This window comes from Aliihoeflea aestuarii, from assembly GCF_024105665.1.
In the GTDB taxonomy this organism is placed as follows: Bacteria; Pseudomonadota; Alphaproteobacteria; order Rhizobiales; family Rhizobiaceae; genus Aliihoeflea; species Aliihoeflea aestuarii.
Genome location: NZ_JAAAMK010000003.1, coordinates 249,853 through 264,258, shown reverse-complemented (window position 1 = coordinate 264,258; position 14,406 = coordinate 249,853). Strand labels below are relative to the sequence as shown.

The window sequence follows — 14,406 nt, the reverse complement described above, 5'->3', positions numbered from 1 at the left end:
CACGACATGCGGGGATCGTTTTGCGCACACGCTCGTTTCAGGACGGGCGAAGACGCGGTGACGAGTGCACCGGCCTTCGCAATAATGGAGAACTGACGATGAAAAACTACATTGCCGCAGCCTGCCTCGCATCCGTGACATTCGCTGGAGGCATCGCTCACAGTGCCGATTCGGTCCGCTATGAGGCGCCTGTGGCGGCCTATCCGGCCGGGGATCGCGACGGTGTGAAGATCGGCTATCTCGACTGCCGCATCGGCGGCGGCGTCGGCTATGTCATCGGCTCCGCCAAGGAGCTCGAATGCGCGTTCCAGTCGACCATCGGCAGCCGCCAGAGCGAAACCTATGTCGGCACGATCCGCAAGATGGGCGTCGATCTCGGCTTCACGACGGAAGGCCGCCTTGTCTGGGCCGTATTCGCGCCGACCGCCGGCTATCATGCCGGCTCGCTGAGCGGCCTTTATTCGGGAGCGACCGTCGAAGCGACGCTCGGCGCAGGCGTGGGCGCGAATATCCTGGTCGGCGGAACGTCCGGGTCGGTCCATCTTCAAACCGTCAGTGCAACCGGACAGCTCGGCCTCAATGTCGCGGCAGCCGGAACGTCGGTCACGCTGGACGCGATCAACTGACCGGACAGGTCACCCGCTAGAGCCCGCCGTGTGACGCGGCGGGCTTTTTCTTCTGCAGCGCGTGAACGATCAAACAGTCTATTGCGCATTCAAAGACGTTCCAGTATTCGTCGCCGTGGGCCACCCCTCCCCAACGAGGGGCTATCTATCTGGAAGGATAGCCACGATGACGACGACTATTCCCACGCCCGAAATGCGTGCGGCGTCCCAGCCGGAAGTACGTCCGGCAAACCCCAATTTTTCCTCTGGTCCCTGCTCCAAGCGTCCCGGCTGGTCGCTCGATGCGCTCGTTGACGCTCCGCTCGGCCGTTCGCATCGCGCCAAGGTGGGCAAGGCGAAGCTGAGCCAAGCGATCGACCTGACGCGCGAGGTGCTTCAGGTGCCGGCGGACTATCGCATCGGCATCGTGCCGGCGTCCGATACCGGCGCAGTCGAGATGGCGCTGTGGTCGCTGCTCGGCGAGCGCGGCGTCGACATGGTCGCCTGGGAGAGCTTCGGCTCCGGCTGGGTGACCGACGTTCTCAAGCAGTTGAAGCTCGACGACGCGCGCAAGATCGAGGCGCCCTATGGCGAACTGCCTGACCTCGCGCAGATCGATTTTTCCCGCGACGTGGTCTTCACCTGGAACGGTACGACTTCCGGCGTGCGCGTGCCGAACGGCGATTTCATCCCGGCTGACCGCGAAGGTCTGACGATCTGCGATGCGACATCGGCCGCTTTTGCCCAAAGACTCGACTTCGACAAGCTCGATGTGGTCACCTTCTCCTGGCAGAAAGTGCTGGGCGGTGAGGCCGCGCACGGCATGCTGATCCTGTCGCCCCGCGCCGTCGCACGGCTGGAAAGCTACAAGCCGGCCTGGCCGCTGCCGAAAATCTTCCGTCTGACTTCGGGCGGCAAGCTGATCGAGGGCATCTTCAAGGGCGAGACGATCAACACGCCGTCCATGCTGTGCGTGGAAGACTATATCGACGCGCTGCAATGGGCGAAGTCGATCGGCGGGCTCGATGGCCTCGTTGGCCGTGCCGACGCCAATTTCAAGGTGATCGACGATTTCGTCGCGAAATCGGACTGGGCGGGCCATCTCGCCGTCGAGCCGGCGACGCGTTCGAACACGTCCGTGTGCCTTTCGATCGTCGATCCCGACTTCGCCGCATTGTCGGACGATGCGCAGCAAGCCCTTGCCAAGGCGATGGTCTTGGCGCTCGACAAGGAAGGCGTCGCCTTCGACATCGGCGCCTATCGCGACGCGCCGGCCGGTCTTCGTATCTGGGCCGGTGCCACCGTCGAGACGGCCGATCTTGAAGCGCTGATGCCCTGGCTCGACTGGGCTTTCGCCAGACAGAAGGCCGCGCTCAAGGCGGCTGCGTGATCCATGCGCAGCTTCGTGGCGGACACGCTCGCGCTGGTGATCTTCTTCACCATCGCGAGCGGCCTCAATGAGCGCTTCATCGCCGGGATGTCGTGGAACGAGGTCGCGACCTCGCGGATGATCGGAGCGCCCTTGATGGTGCTGACGGCACGTCCATACAGCCTGTGGCGCGGTTTCGTCTTCAAGATGGCCAGCCCGTCCGGCCGCCTTGCAACGCTGGCGACCGACAGTTTCGCGCTGCTCGTCTTCCAGGTGCCCATCTACGTCGCCATCATCATCGCCGGCGGCGCCGAAGGGCAGAGCATCCTTTGGGGCGCGCTGGGATTTGCGGCGCTGATGTTCGCGCTCGGACGTCCCTACGGGCTGTGGCTCGAATTCGTAAGGAAAAGGTTCGGGCTCGATGGCCCCGGCCGCAAACCGATGTCGCTGGGCGGCTGAGGTTCATTCAATTCAATCACTCATTCCGGCTTTCGCCAAACATTCGAAAGGCAACGACATGGCGCCCCGCGTACTCGTATCCGACAAACTCTCCCCCACCGCCGTCCAGATCTTCAAGGATCGCGGCGTCGAGGTCGACTATCTGCCGGACCTCGGCAAGGACAAGGAAAAGCTCCTCGAAGTCATCGGCCAGTATGACGGCCTTGCGATCCGTTCGGCGACCAAGGTCACCGAAAAGCTGATCGCTGCGGCGACCAATCTCAAGGTTGTCGGTCGCGCCGGCATCGGCGTCGACAATGTCGACATTCCGGCCGCCTCGCGGCGCGGCATCATCGTCATGAACACGCCCTTCGGCAATTCCATCACGACGGCCGAACACGCGATCGCGCTGATGTTCGCCGTGGCGCGGCAATTGCCCGAGGCCAACGCCTCCACCCATTCCGGCAAGTGGGAGAAGAACCGCTTCATGGGCGTCGAGATCACCGGCAAGACGCTGGGCGTGATCGGCTGCGGCAATATCGGCTCCATCGTCGCCATGCGCGGCGTCGGCCTGAAGATGCACGTCATCGCCTTCGACCCGTTCCTGTCCGAGGCCCGCGCCTCCGAACTCGGCGTCGAAAAGGTCGAACTCGATGAAATCTTCACGCGTTCGGACTTCATCACGCTTCACACGCCGATGACCGACAAGACGCGCGGCATCATCAACAAGGACGCTCTTGCCAGGATGAAGGACGGCGTGCGTATCATCAATTGCGCGCGCGGCGGCCTGATCGTCGAGGCCGACCTGATCGAGGCGTTGAAGTCCGGCAAGGTGGCGGGCGCGGGCATCGACGTTTTCGAGGTCGAGCCTGCGACGGACAGCCCGCTTTTCGGCATGGAAAACGTGGTCGCGACGCCGCATCTGGGCGCATCCACCTCCGAGGCTCAGGAAAACGTCGCGCTTCAGGTCGCCGAGCAGATGGCCGACTATCTGGTCAAGGGCGCGGTCTCCAACGCCATCAACATGCCCTCGATCACCGCCGAGGAAGCGCCGCGCCTCAAGCCCTTCATCAAGCTTGCCGAAGTGCTCGGCGCGTTCGTCGGCCAGGTGACCGAAGAGCCGATCGAAGAGGTCGAAATCCTGTTCGACGGCGCGACGGCGGACATGAACACGCGCGCGCTGATCTCGGCGGCGCTTGCCGGCCTGATCCGTCCGCAGGTCGCCGACGTCAACATGGTGTCCGCGCCGATCATGGCGAAGGAGCGCGGCGTGGTCCTGTCGGAGGTCAAGCGCGACAAATCGGGCGTCTTCGACGGCTATATCCGCCTCAAGGTCAGGACGGCCTCGATGGAACGCTCCATCGCCGGCACCTGCTTTTCCGACGGCAAGCCGCGCTTCATCCAGATCAAGGGCATCAATCTGGACGCCGAGGTGGGCGAGCACATGCTCTACACCACCAATGCCGACGCGCCGGGCATCATCGGCCTGCTCGGCACCGTCTGCGGCAAGAACGACGTCAACATCGCGAACTTCCAGCTTGGCCGGAACAAGCCGGGGGGCGATGCCATCGCGTTGCTCTATCTCGACGGGCCCTTCCCCGAAAAGGTGCTCGAGGAAGTGCGTGCACATCCGGCGATCCAGTCGGCCAAGCCGCTGCAATTCGACATCGCAATCTGAACGGCCAATTCTCGATCTTCAAAGGCGCGGGAGCGATCCCGCGCCTTTTTCATATCTTGCCGCGCTCTTCGAGCCAGTCGTGGAGAAGCCGCAGATTGCGCATCGACGCCTTGTAGTAGATGTCGAAGATGACTCCGACGACCGGCACGGCCCCGAAGGCGGTGTCGATCGCGACATTGGCCGCCATGCGCCAGATCAGCCTTTTCGGCGCGCCCAGCCGCCGCGCCTTCAGGATCACATAGGCCGAAACGACGCCGGCGACGATGTCGCCCGCACCCGGCACGAGGCCGAGCACCGGGTCTATGCCGAAGCGGATGCGCGTGAAGGGAATGCTCCAGCGCGCATCGAGCAGCCAGGCGAGGTTCTGCGTTTCGTTGAGTTCGGCTGCGAAATCGGGGCCGACCGCCAGCTTGCGGCCGCCGACGGGCGTCTTCATCTGCGCATGATGATCCAGATTGCATGGATGACGCCCGGAACATAGCCGAGCAGGGTCAACAGGATGTTGAGCCAGAATTGCAGGCCGAAACCGACCTGAAGAAAGACGCCGACCGGCGGCAGAAGCACGGCAAACAAAATGCGGACGATGTCCATTTCACGGATTCCCTGATGAAGACCGCTCTCAACGCGCGAAGGGGAGGAAGTTTCCCTCACGGCCTTTCGGCTTTTCGCCCGCTATACTCCGCGATCGCGATGCCGCTCATGACAAGGACGATGGCGGCGGCGTGATAAGCGTGGAAGTCTTCGCCCAAGACGAGGATGGCCAGAACCGTTCCAAGGATCGGCACGAGATTGATGAAAAGCCCGGCCCGGTTCGCGCCGATGAGTTCGACGCCGCGCATGAAGAAGATTTGCGACAGGAGGGACGGCAAGAGTGCCGTATAGGCGACGATCACCCAGCCGCGCAGATCGGGCATGATGAGGCGGTCGACGGCCGCTTCCCATATAACGAAAGGAATGGAGGCGACAGTTGCGCCGAATACCATCACGATCATCGTGCTTTGCCAGTGAATCGCGGGCTTGAAGCGCAGGGCGACCGTGTAGCCGCTGTAGAACAGCACCGCCAGAACCATCAGGGCGTCACCGCGATTGACGTCGAGTTCGATCAGGCGGGCGAGGTCGCCGTGGCTCGCCACCACCGCGACGCCGACGATGGACAAGACGAATCCCGCGATCTGCAACCAGGTCACGCGCATGGCGAACAGCAGGAAGTTCGCCGCCATGATGACCATCGGCATTGCCGCCTGCTCGATCGAGACGTTGATCGCCGACGTATACAAAAGGGCGCTGTAGAGCGCGGCGTTGAAGGCGGCGAAGCCGGCGGCGCCGAGCAGAAGCAGGAGAACGAGCCCGGATCGCGCCGTGATCCAGTCCGCGCGCAATTGCCGCCAGCCGATCACCCCGATCACGACCAGCGCCACCGCCCAGCGCAGCAGCGTCAGCATCATCGGCGAGACGTGGCCAACGGCCAGCTTGCCCGCGACGGCGTTGCCGCCCCACATCAGGGCCGTCAGGAACAGGAGAATGTAGGCGAGGCGGGCCATGGCGGGCTCTTCTGGTTGGCGCACCCTGTCTATTCGGCACCCACCGCAGGGTAAACGGCACGCAGGACAAATATTCGTTGGCACAGCGACGCGTCTTTTCAATGCAAAGGGGTCGCGCATGCCTTGATTGCCCGCTATAGAGCCACTGGTTTTTCCGCGGGGCTTTTTCCCGGCATCGATAAGGGCAGGTTTTCATGGCCAATGTGGTGGTCGTCGGTTCGCAGTGGGGCGACGAAGGCAAGGGCAAGATCGTCGACTGGCTTTCCGAGCGCGCCGACGTGGTCGTGCGGTTCCAGGGCGGTCACAATGCCGGTCATACGCTGGTCGTCGACGGCAAGGTCTACAAGCTTTCGCTGCTTCCCTCGGGTGTGGTGCGTCCTGGCAAGATGTCGATCATCGGCAATGGCGTGGTGTTCGATCCGCATGCCTTCGTCGCCGAAGTCGAACGGCTGAAGGGGCAGGGCGTCGAGATCGGTCCGGACCGCCTGAAGATCGCCGAGAACACGGCGCTGATCCTGTCGCTGCACCGCGAACTCGATGGCTTCCGCGAGGATGCGGCCTCGAATTCGGGCACCAAGATCGGCACGACGCGGCGCGGCATCGGCCCAGCCTATGAGGACAAGGTCGGCCGGCGCGGCGTGCGCGTCATGGACCTTGCCGACCCGGACACGCTGTCGATCAAGGTCGACCGGCTCTTGACCCACCACAACGCGCTGCGGCGCGGTCTCGGTCATCCGGAAGTCGCGCATGAGACGATCATGACCGAGCTGACCTCGATTTCCGAGACGATCCTTCCCTATATGGACAAGGTCTGGAAGGTGCTCGACGATGCACGCCGCGCCGGCGAGCGCATCCTGTTCGAGGGCGCGCAGGGCACGTTGCTCGACATCGACCACGGCACCTATCCGTTCGTGACCTCGTCCAACGTGGTCGCAGGTCAGGCCGCGACCGGTTCGGGCGTCGGGCCGGGCGCGATCGGCTATGTGCTCGGCATCACCAAGGCCTACACGACCCGTGTCGGCGAAGGGCCGTTCCCGACCGAGCAGGACAATGAGATCGGCAACTTCCTCGGCACGCGCGGCCATGAATTCGGCACGGTGACGGGTCGCAAGCGCCGCTGCGGCTGGTTCGACGCCGTGCTCGTGCGCCAGGCCGTCGCGGTCAACGGCATCAACGGCATCGCGCTGACCAAGCTCGACGTTCTCGACGGCCTCGACGAGATCAAGGTGTGCACCGGCTATCGCCTCGACGGCGAGGTGATCGACTATCTGCCGGCCAGCCAGGGCGCGCAGGCGCGCGTCGAGCCGATCTACGAGACGCTGGAGGGCTGGAAGGGCACGACGGCGAATGCGCGGTCCTGGAATGATCTTCCCGCGCAGGCGGTCAAGTATGTGCGTCATATCGAAGAATTGATCGGTGCGCCGGTCGCGCTTCTTTCGACCAGCCCCGAGCGGGACGACACCATACTTGTGACCGATCCGTTTCAAGACTAGGTTTCGCAACGAAGAGACCTGACTTCCATACCGGAAGCCGGATAAGGCATTAGTTTCGCATGGCAGATTTCGTAGCGGTTCTGAAAAAGACGATCGACGGGCTGAAGGACAACTCTCCGCAGATGCGCGAGCGGGTCTATGACAAGGCCCGCGCGACCATCGATGCGAAGCTTGCCGCGCTCAATCCGCCGCCGCCCGCCGCCGTCGCCGATCGGCAGCGGCAGTCGCTGGAGGCGGCCATCGTGCAGGTGCGTGGGGAATATGACGTTCCCCCGCCTGCCGCCGACCCCGATTTCGAGGAGGACTTCTCGAATTTCTTCGGCGACGAGCCGGAAGCGCAGCGTGCCCCCGCGCCGTCCCCGGCGGACGCGTACCGGGACGAGCCCTACGATGAAGGTTTGGCACCTGCCGACGAACGGGTGGACGACGACTATCCGGCCGAATCGGACCAGCCGCTGGCGGACGACTACACGGAAGACTTTTCTGAGCGTCCATATTCGGACGCCTACGCGGATGACGACCGGTGGCCGGCCGACGACGCCCACCGGCAGGACAACGATTTCGACAGCGAGGAAACGGTCACGGCCGCGCAGCCGATCTATGCGCCGCGCGTTCCGCCTCGCCGCAAGCGCCGCCCCGGCGCGGGAACCATCGCTTCGCTGCTTCTCCTCCTGCTGATTGCCGGTGCCGGCTACGGTGTCTGGCTCAATCGGGATGATTTCGCCTCGATCCTCGGCTCCGCGCCGACCACCGAAGACAGCGTGCCGGTCGCCGCAGACGATGACGCGGCGACGCCGACGGACGACCAGGCGGCGGCGCCGGCCGAAACGGACGAGGAGAAGTTCACGCAGCGTCTTCTTGAAGACGGCAGCGAAGTGGACGATGGCGCGGCTGCGGATCAGCGCACGCTCGGCGAGGGAACGTCCATCGCGGCCGTGACGCCGCCCGAAGATGCGCAGGGCGCGACCTCGGGCCCGGCGGCCGGACAGACGCAAGACGAGGACCAGCCGCAACTCGCGGTCGGTCAGCGTGCGATCTTCTACGAGGAGCGCACGGCGAATGCGGAAGGGTCGGCCGAGACGGGAACCATCTTGTGGTCGCTCGTGCAGGAATCGCCGGGCGGCGACCTGCCGCCCGAGGCGGCGATCCGCGCCGAAGTCACGGTGCCTTCGCGCGATTTGCAACTGCGCATGACGATCCGGCGCAATGGCGACCAGTCGCTGCCGGCCAGCCATATCATCGAGATGATTTTCCTGACGCCCGACAATTTCGAAGGCGGCACGATCGACAACGTCCTGCGCGTTGCGATGAAGGATACGGAGCAAGCGGCGGGCAGCCCCCTGATCGGCATTCCAGCCAAGATCGCGGACGGCTTCTTCCTCGTCGCCTTGTCGGATTCGTCAGCGGAGCAGGACGCGAATACGAACCTGATGCGCCGCCAGAACTGGATCGACGTTCCGATCGTCTACGGCTCGGGCCGGCGCGCGCTCATGACCATGGAAAAGGGCATTCCGGGCGATCGGGTGTTTCAGGAAGCGCTGCGCGCGTGGAGCCAGCAGGCGCCGCTCGTCGAAAGCGACGAAGGGCAGTAGAAGTCGAACGCGACGAAGCCCAATAAAAAACGCCGGCGCATGGCCGGCGTTTTGCTTTCGTCCGGAGCCCGTTCAGCGGGCGTCGGCCTCGATGGTGCGCAGGGATTGCGCCTGCCGTCTGGCGGCGGCCTTCACCGCGTCCTGAACCTTTTCGAAAGCGCGCACCTCGATCTGGCGCACGCGTTCGCGGCTGATGTCGAATTCGCCCGAGAGTTCCTCGAGTGTCATCGGGTCTTCCGCGAGGCGGCGCGCCTCGAAAATACGGCGCTCGCGGTCGTTGAGAACGCCCATCGCGTCGCCGAGCAGAGCGCGGCGGCTTTCCAGCTCGTCCTGCTCGACGAGCATGTCTTCCTGGCTCTCCTGATCGTCGACCAGCCAGTCCTGCCACTCGCCCGATTCGCCCTCCGTCGCGCGGATCGGCGCGTTGAGCGAGGCATCGCCCGACAGGCGACGGTTCATCGACACGACTTCCTCTTCCGATACGTTGAGGCGCGTCGCGATCTCGGTGATGTGCTCAGGCTTCAAATCGCCGTCGTCCAGCGCCTGGATCTTGCCCTTCACCTTGCGCAGGTTGAAGAACAGGCGCTTCTGGTTGGCGGTGGTTCCCATCTTCACGAGGCTCCACGAGCGCAGGATGTATTCCTGGATCGACGCCTTGATCCACCACATCGCATAGGTGGCGAGGCGGAAGCCACGTTCCGGCTCGAACTTCTTGACGGCCTGCATGAGACCGACATTTCCCTCGGAAATCACCTCGCCGATCGGCAGGCCGTAGCCACGATAGCCCATCGCGATTTTGGCGACGAGACGCAGATGGCTGGTGACGAGCTTGTGGGCGGCCTGCGTATCCTCATGCTCAAGATACCGCTTGGCGAGCATGTACTCTTCCTGCGGCTGGAGCATGGGAAAGCGACGAATCTCTTCCAGATAGCGGGAAAGCCCGCCTTCGCCCGTTGCGATACTCGGTAGTGTCTGGGCCATATAGCACCCTCTCTCTCAATTGTGCCTGCCCCCGAATCCGGCGGGCAGGAGGCGCAGAGCCGTGAGCCTTTGCGCCATATCGTCAATATAGGGATTGGTTGGACGAATTGCACGGCACATTTCGTCTCGAAACATAGCGTCTTCCTGAAGTGAACATTCTCACTCAGGATTTCGTCATTCCGAAGGCAAACGAGACAATGCCTCGACGAGTTCCGCAAAATCAGCCGGATACGGCGCTTCGAACCGCAGCACCTCGTCGGTGCGGGGGTGACGGAACTGCAGCAACCGTGCATGAAGAGCCTGCCGGGAAAAGCCGGCGACAACCGGGCGCACATCGTCCGGCAGCTTGTTGGCCTTGGTCAGGAAGGCGCGGCCATAGGTCTGGTCGCCGACCAGCGGATGGCCGATATGCGCCATATGGACGCGGATCTGGTGCGTGCGCCCCGTTTCCAGGCGGCATTCGACGAGCGAGGCCGTCGCCGTCGCGTCGGAGCGCGCGCCGAACTTCTCGATGACGGCATAATGCGTCACCGCATGGCGCGCATCGCCGCGCCCTTCGGACACGACGGCGCGTTTCGTGCGGTCCGACCCCGACCGACCCAGCGCCGCGTCGATCGTGCCGGCGGGACGGGGCGGCCCGCCCCAGACGACGGCGTGATAGGCGCGTTCCAGATCGCCGGTGCGGCCGTGATCGGCAAAGGCGTCCGACAAGGCGCGATGGGAAAAATCGTTCTTGGCGACGACGAGAACGCCGCTCGTGTCCTTGTCGAGACGGTGGACGATGCCGGGGCGACGCACGCCGCCGATGCCCGAGAGCGACGCACCGCAATGGTGAAGCAGCGCGTTGACGAGCGTGCCGGTCCAGTTGCCCGCGCCCGGATGGACGACGAGACCGACCGGTTTGTCGATCACGATCAGATCGTCGTCCTCGTAAAGGATCGCCAGGTCGATCGCCTCGGCTTCCGGTTCAGCCGGAGTTGGCTGCGGCATGCCGAGGCCGACGACGGCGCCCGTCACCAGCTTCGCCTTCGGCTCGTGCACCGGCTTGCCGTCGACATGAACTTCACCGGCGCGAATCAGCGCCTGGATGCGGCTGCGGGACAGATCGGCGCCGGTCTGCGCCGCCAGCCACTGGTCGAGGCGCATGCCTGCGGCATCTTCCCCGACATGGAAGACTTTCAAACCGGCGGCGGCTTCGCTATCAGGGGCGCTCATCTGGGCAACGACCAATGGACTTTTATCATGACTGAGCGCGTATCGCAGCAGCCGGAGCAGGACGAACCGCTCGATCCGGCCGTCGAAAAGGTGCGCGCCAAGCTGATGCGTTTCGTCGTCATCAATCTGGGCATCCTGTTCCTGGCCCTTATGGCGGTGGTGGGCGCACTTGTCTACAGGTCGGTCTCGACGGGCAGCCCCGAGGCGGCATCCACCGGGCCGGGGCTCAGCATTCCGCCGGAAGGCAGCATCATCAGCGGCGAGATCACGCTGCCGGCGGATGCGCGGATCCTGTCGCAATCGCTCGCCGGATCGCGCCTGACGATGCTGGTCGAAACGGCAGGCGCCCGCGAGATCGTCGTCTACGACATCGACGCCACGCGCATCATCGCCCGTTTCGCCATCACGGCACAGTAACCGTCATGCGCCTTGCGACGATCACGCTGGTGGTGGACGATTACGACCGCGCCATCGCGCATTATGTGGATGTATTCGGGTTCCGTCTTCTGGAAGACACCCGGCTCGATGCCGGCAAGCGCTGGGTGCGTGTCGCGCCGCACAAGGATGGGCCGGCGTTCCTGCTTGCCGAGGCCGCCGACGGCGATCAAAGGGCGGCGATCGGAAGGCAGACGGGCGGCCGTGTCTCGTTCTTTATCGAAACGGACGATTTCGACCGCGATCACGCGTCGATGCTGGCGCGTGGGACGAACTTCATCGAAGCGCCGCGCGTCGAGCCCTATGGCAAGGTCGCGGTTTTCGCGGACCTTTACGGCAACCTTTTCGATCTGATCGAGCCGCGTCGAAAAGCGTAGACGAGACGGTTGCGTTTCGCGCCTATCGCCTTTATATGCCTGCCTGCTGCTCCCATCGTCTAGCGGTCAGGACGTCGCCCTCTCACGGCGAAAACAGGGGTTCGATTCCCCTTGGGAGTACCATTCTCATTTATTTCTCCTGATTTTTCAGCGCCTTAGCGCGGTGTTTGTCCAGCCGCGCAACAAGGTTGGACACACCCTGTTCCCGTTTTGCGCTGATAAGGCGCTCCATCCCGCGATCGGCGAGCCGTATGCGGTTGGCCTTCTTGATGTATGTCCGAGCCTCGTTCGGCGTGGTGTGACCGAGGAACGCCATGATCTCCAATTCATTCGCTCCGGCGTTCGCCAGGCGCGTTGCGCCCGCCTTTCTGAGGCCGTGAGATGAACAGTGTGGAAGACCCGCAGCGACGCACTGGTCGCGGAACCAGTTGCCGAATGTCGTCGGCTTGTACGGCTTCGCGCCGCTATGAACGATGAAAATCATCCGGTCGGCCGGGACTGCCGACAGGACCTCATACAGCTCGTCAAGGATAGGCAAATCGACTTCGCCGCTGGTCTTTCCACGCCGATAGGCGATGCGGCCGGCCTTCACGTTTTGCCATCCCAACCCAGAAACGTCCTGACGTGACGCGCCCGTGTAGAGAACAAGGCGCATAGCCAGAACCGCTTTCGAGTCGACACCGTGATGCTCCTCGAACTGCGCAACCTCGTCGTCAGTCCATGTGTGGAATCCATCCGGGTTTTCGCCATATCGCTCAACGCCAATCGACGGATCGACGCGGATCAATCCTTTCCGGATCGCAAATCGACACAGGCGACGGATCAGCTTGAGCAGCGCATTGGCAGCCGCCGGGGTTTCCGATTTCTTGGACAGAAGCGCCTCGACGTGCATCGCGCGAAGCAACGCTACCCGTTTCGACCCATGTTCGCGGCGAAAGCGCTCAAGATCCGCGCGACGATTTTTCTGCGTTATGGCGGCCAGCTTCTGCCAGGTCGCGGATCGGTAATATTGCTCTATCAGCCAATCAAACGTTCCGTATTCGAAGCGTCTTGAAGGTGAAACTGCGCTCGCGCCTTTCAACGCCTGATCATAGGCAGTTCGAAAGGCAGCGGAGCCGTAAGGCCCGGGAAGATATACGCTCGGCAGACCCTTTTTCCGAAATCGCCACCGGCCGGTTCCGTGCCGATCGACATTCTCGCTGACGCCCGGATATGGGTTCTTGCCGCGTTTCACTCGATGACCTCATCCCACTCATTGGCGGTGCCATCTGCTGCCGGGATGCGCCGTTGTTCTACCACTATTTCAAGCCGGCCATCCGGCGTCGATATGAACCGGACGCAACCAAACCCGGCCCCCTTGGCGGCCTCAAACACGCTCGTGGCGTCACGTTTCGTGATCAGTGCTTGCCGATTTGCCATTGTCTTAGCTCTCCAGCGCCTCGCGGACGCGTTCGCCGAGGAAAGTTACGTTAAGTAGGGTAGCTGCATCGGCGCGGTTGTGTCCGAGGGGCGTAAACAGCAGCGTGGCTGCGTCCTTCGGCATGACGTTCTTCACCTCAACCAAATCACCTGGGTAGATGCAGAGAACCGTCCAGCCTTCGTCGAACATCTCGCCGGGTCCGCGATCACTGTTTAGCCCCGCGAGCGCGCCGTTGCCGATATCCGTGAATTGGAATGCGGCGTTCGCTGCGACCTCCAAACGCTGACCCATGCGGACGAGCGCGGCAGTGAGGACGACCTGAAACGCACGCCGGAAGGTAAACTGCTCACCATCCTCGCGCTTGATGAGCTGCCGCTCCTTGCGTTCCCAGTTTTTTAGCGTCGCGACCGGGATGCCCGATACCTGCGCCACCTTCCCGATCTTGTATTTCGGCTCGTCCATGAATCGCTCCTGTTCGTTGTCATCAGACAACAACGAATATAGAACGATGTCAAGCGACTCCGTTTCGAACTGGGGAAATTCCCCAGTTGGATGGTGTCGGATTCCGACACCATCGCGGATCACGATCTGAGGGCGCATCGCTTAGCGAACGCGTCCGCGCCTTCATGGATCTCCAAAGTGTCGTGGACGGTGCTAAGAAGCTCAGTGGCTAGCTTCAATGCGGTACTTATGCTGCCTGCCAAGCGCGCATTCTCGCCCCGTTCTGACAGGTCCCATGCGGCGTTTTCGCAAAGGTCAATTATCGCAAGCGCATCATAGCTACACTGGATAACATCATCGGCCGTCATTGCACGATGAGGCAGGAGCCGGCTCACAGTCCAGCTCCTTCGTCGACAACACAGTCGATTAGCGCGAGGCGTGACGGATGACGCAAATGATTGGCCGGATAGATCACGGCCTTGAACTGCCCTCCGGTCCAGTCGACGAGTGCCTGCGACAATTCTTCGGAAAGCCTGCCAATGCGATCTAAAGGGATTTCGTCGGTGGGAGGTAATTTAGTTTCGGCCGCCCTAGCTTGCTCCGACATGAGTGCTAGGGACGCTGCCAAAGCCGATATGGCACCGCGCCTCGAAACCTTCGGTATGGAACTCAATTCCATAATCGACGGGATTGAATCCTTCTCGGGCAAAGCTTCGCCACTGGCGAATTCCATTGCGGATCGCATGATTTGCTCCTATATTTGAGCTACAAATTGATAACAATGCTCTCATAACAAAGCAGCGTTATATCGTCAATCTCAA

The 14,406-nt window shown here is 62.8% G+C and carries 17 protein-coding genes and 1 tRNA gene; 9 read left to right on the top strand and 9 right to left on the bottom strand.

What is annotated here, in order from left to right:
* The first annotated feature begins 98 nt into the window (after positions 1 to 98).
* The 4 genes from GTW25_RS08950 to serA all read left to right on the top strand — a co-directional run bounded on the left by GTW25_RS08950 (position 99) and on the right by serA (position 4,090).
* The gene (locus GTW25_RS08950) at positions 99 to 626 is read left to right on the top strand and encodes a DUF992 domain-containing protein (RefSeq protein ID WP_252911703.1); all 528 of its coding nucleotides are present in this window, start codon (positions 99 to 101) and stop codon (positions 624 to 626) included.
* A gap of 193 nt (positions 627 to 819) precedes the next feature.
* Positions 820 to 1,995, top strand: coding sequence for a phosphoserine transaminase (locus GTW25_RS08945; RefSeq protein ID WP_252912052.1), 1,176 nt, complete (start codon positions 820 to 822; stop codon positions 1,993 to 1,995).
* 3 nt (positions 1,996 to 1,998) lie between these two features.
* Positions 1,999 to 2,433: an L-alanine exporter AlaE gene (alaE, locus tag GTW25_RS08940; RefSeq protein WP_252911702.1), complete on the top strand. Its 435-nt coding sequence runs from the start codon at positions 1,999 to 2,001 to the stop codon at positions 2,431 to 2,433.
* Between the two features lie 58 nt (positions 2,434 to 2,491).
* The gene (gene serA, locus GTW25_RS08935) at positions 2,492 to 4,090 is read left to right on the top strand and encodes a phosphoglycerate dehydrogenase (RefSeq protein ID WP_252911701.1); all 1,599 of its coding nucleotides are present in this window, start codon (positions 2,492 to 2,494) and stop codon (positions 4,088 to 4,090) included.
* A gap of 49 nt (positions 4,091 to 4,139) precedes the next feature.
* Here the strand turns inward: serA and GTW25_RS08930 are convergent, their stop codons facing one another.
* From GTW25_RS08930 to GTW25_RS08920, 3 genes are read right to left on the bottom strand one after another with little or no spacing between them, the layout of a single operon-like run.
* Positions 4,140 to 4,526, bottom strand: a complete 387-nt coding sequence (locus GTW25_RS08930; protein WP_252911700.1) for a DUF4112 domain-containing protein — start codon at positions 4,524 to 4,526, stop codon at positions 4,140 to 4,142.
* Positions 4,523 to 4,681, bottom strand: a complete 159-nt coding sequence (locus GTW25_RS08925) for a YqaE/Pmp3 family membrane protein (protein WP_252911699.1) — start codon at positions 4,679 to 4,681, stop codon at positions 4,523 to 4,525. The genes GTW25_RS08930 and GTW25_RS08925 overlap by 4 nt, the downstream gene beginning before the upstream one ends.
* Before the next feature lie 56 nt (positions 4,682 to 4,737).
* Positions 4,738 to 5,631 (bottom strand): DMT family transporter, encoded by an 894-nt coding sequence (locus GTW25_RS08920; protein WP_252911698.1) that lies wholly within the window; start codon positions 5,629 to 5,631, stop codon positions 4,738 to 4,740.
* Positions 5,632 to 5,825: 194 nt separating this feature from the next.
* On the opposite strand from GTW25_RS08920, the gene GTW25_RS08915 reads away from it, so the two are divergent.
* Together GTW25_RS08915 and GTW25_RS08910 are read left to right on the top strand one after the other, a co-directional pair.
* Positions 5,826 to 7,124: an adenylosuccinate synthase gene (locus GTW25_RS08915; RefSeq protein WP_252911697.1), complete on the top strand. Its 1,299-nt coding sequence runs from the start codon at positions 5,826 to 5,828 to the stop codon at positions 7,122 to 7,124.
* A gap of 59 nt (positions 7,125 to 7,183) precedes the next feature.
* Entirely contained in the window at positions 7,184 to 8,716 is a 1,533-nt protein-coding gene (locus tag GTW25_RS08910; RefSeq protein ID WP_252911696.1) for a hypothetical protein, read from the top strand.
* A gap of 72 nt (positions 8,717 to 8,788) precedes the next feature.
* Here the strand turns inward: GTW25_RS08910 and rpoH are convergent, their stop codons facing one another.
* Both rpoH and GTW25_RS08900 read right to left on the bottom strand, forming a co-directional pair.
* Positions 8,789 to 9,697 carry an RNA polymerase sigma factor RpoH gene (gene rpoH / locus GTW25_RS08905; protein ID WP_252911695.1) on the bottom strand — a complete coding sequence of 303 codons (909 nt, stop codon included), beginning with the start codon at positions 9,695 to 9,697 and terminating at the stop codon, positions 8,789 to 8,791.
* A gap of 174 nt (positions 9,698 to 9,871) precedes the next feature.
* Positions 9,872 to 10,912, bottom strand: a complete 1,041-nt coding sequence (locus GTW25_RS08900) for an RluA family pseudouridine synthase (protein ID WP_252911694.1) — start codon at positions 10,910 to 10,912, stop codon at positions 9,872 to 9,874.
* Between the two features lie 27 nt (positions 10,913 to 10,939).
* On the opposite strand from GTW25_RS08900, the gene GTW25_RS08895 reads away from it, so the two are divergent.
* The 3 genes from GTW25_RS08895 (at position 10,940) to GTW25_RS08885 (ending at position 11,847) form a co-directional block, all read left to right on the top strand.
* A complete protein-coding gene (locus GTW25_RS08895) occupies positions 10,940 to 11,329 on the top strand; it encodes a fimbrial protein (protein ID WP_252911693.1) in 390 nt (129 codons plus the stop codon).
* Positions 11,330 to 11,334: 5 nt separating this feature from the next.
* Positions 11,335 to 11,724, top strand: a complete 390-nt coding sequence (locus GTW25_RS08890; RefSeq protein WP_252911692.1) for a VOC family protein — start codon at positions 11,335 to 11,337, stop codon at positions 11,722 to 11,724.
* 48 nt (positions 11,725 to 11,772) lie between these two features.
* A tRNA-Glu gene (locus tag GTW25_RS08885) sits at positions 11,773 to 11,847 on the top strand.
* Between the two features lie 7 nt (positions 11,848 to 11,854).
* On the opposite strand, the gene GTW25_RS20580 is transcribed toward GTW25_RS08885, so the two are convergent.
* The 4 genes from GTW25_RS20580 to GTW25_RS08865 all read right to left on the bottom strand — a co-directional run bounded on the left by GTW25_RS20580 (position 11,855) and on the right by GTW25_RS08865 (position 14,330).
* Positions 11,855 to 12,958 carry a tyrosine-type recombinase/integrase gene (locus GTW25_RS20580; protein WP_252911691.1) on the bottom strand — a complete coding sequence of 368 codons (1,104 nt, stop codon included), beginning with the start codon at positions 12,956 to 12,958 and terminating at the stop codon, positions 11,855 to 11,857.
* Positions 12,955 to 13,143 (bottom strand): hypothetical protein, encoded by a 189-nt coding sequence (locus tag GTW25_RS08875; RefSeq protein ID WP_252911690.1) that lies wholly within the window; start codon positions 13,141 to 13,143, stop codon positions 12,955 to 12,957. Before GTW25_RS08875 ends, GTW25_RS20580 begins: the two co-directional genes overlap by 4 nt.
* Positions 13,144 to 13,147: 4 nt before the next feature.
* A complete protein-coding gene (locus GTW25_RS08870) occupies positions 13,148 to 13,606 on the bottom strand; it encodes a MerR family transcriptional regulator (RefSeq protein WP_252911689.1) in 459 nt (152 codons plus the stop codon).
* A 370-nt stretch (positions 13,607 to 13,976) separates the two neighbouring features.
* Complete coding sequence (locus GTW25_RS08865; RefSeq protein WP_252911688.1) at positions 13,977 to 14,330, bottom strand: hypothetical protein; 354 nt, start codon at positions 14,328 to 14,330, stop codon at positions 13,977 to 13,979.
* Between the last annotated feature and the right edge of the window lie 76 nt (positions 14,331 to 14,406).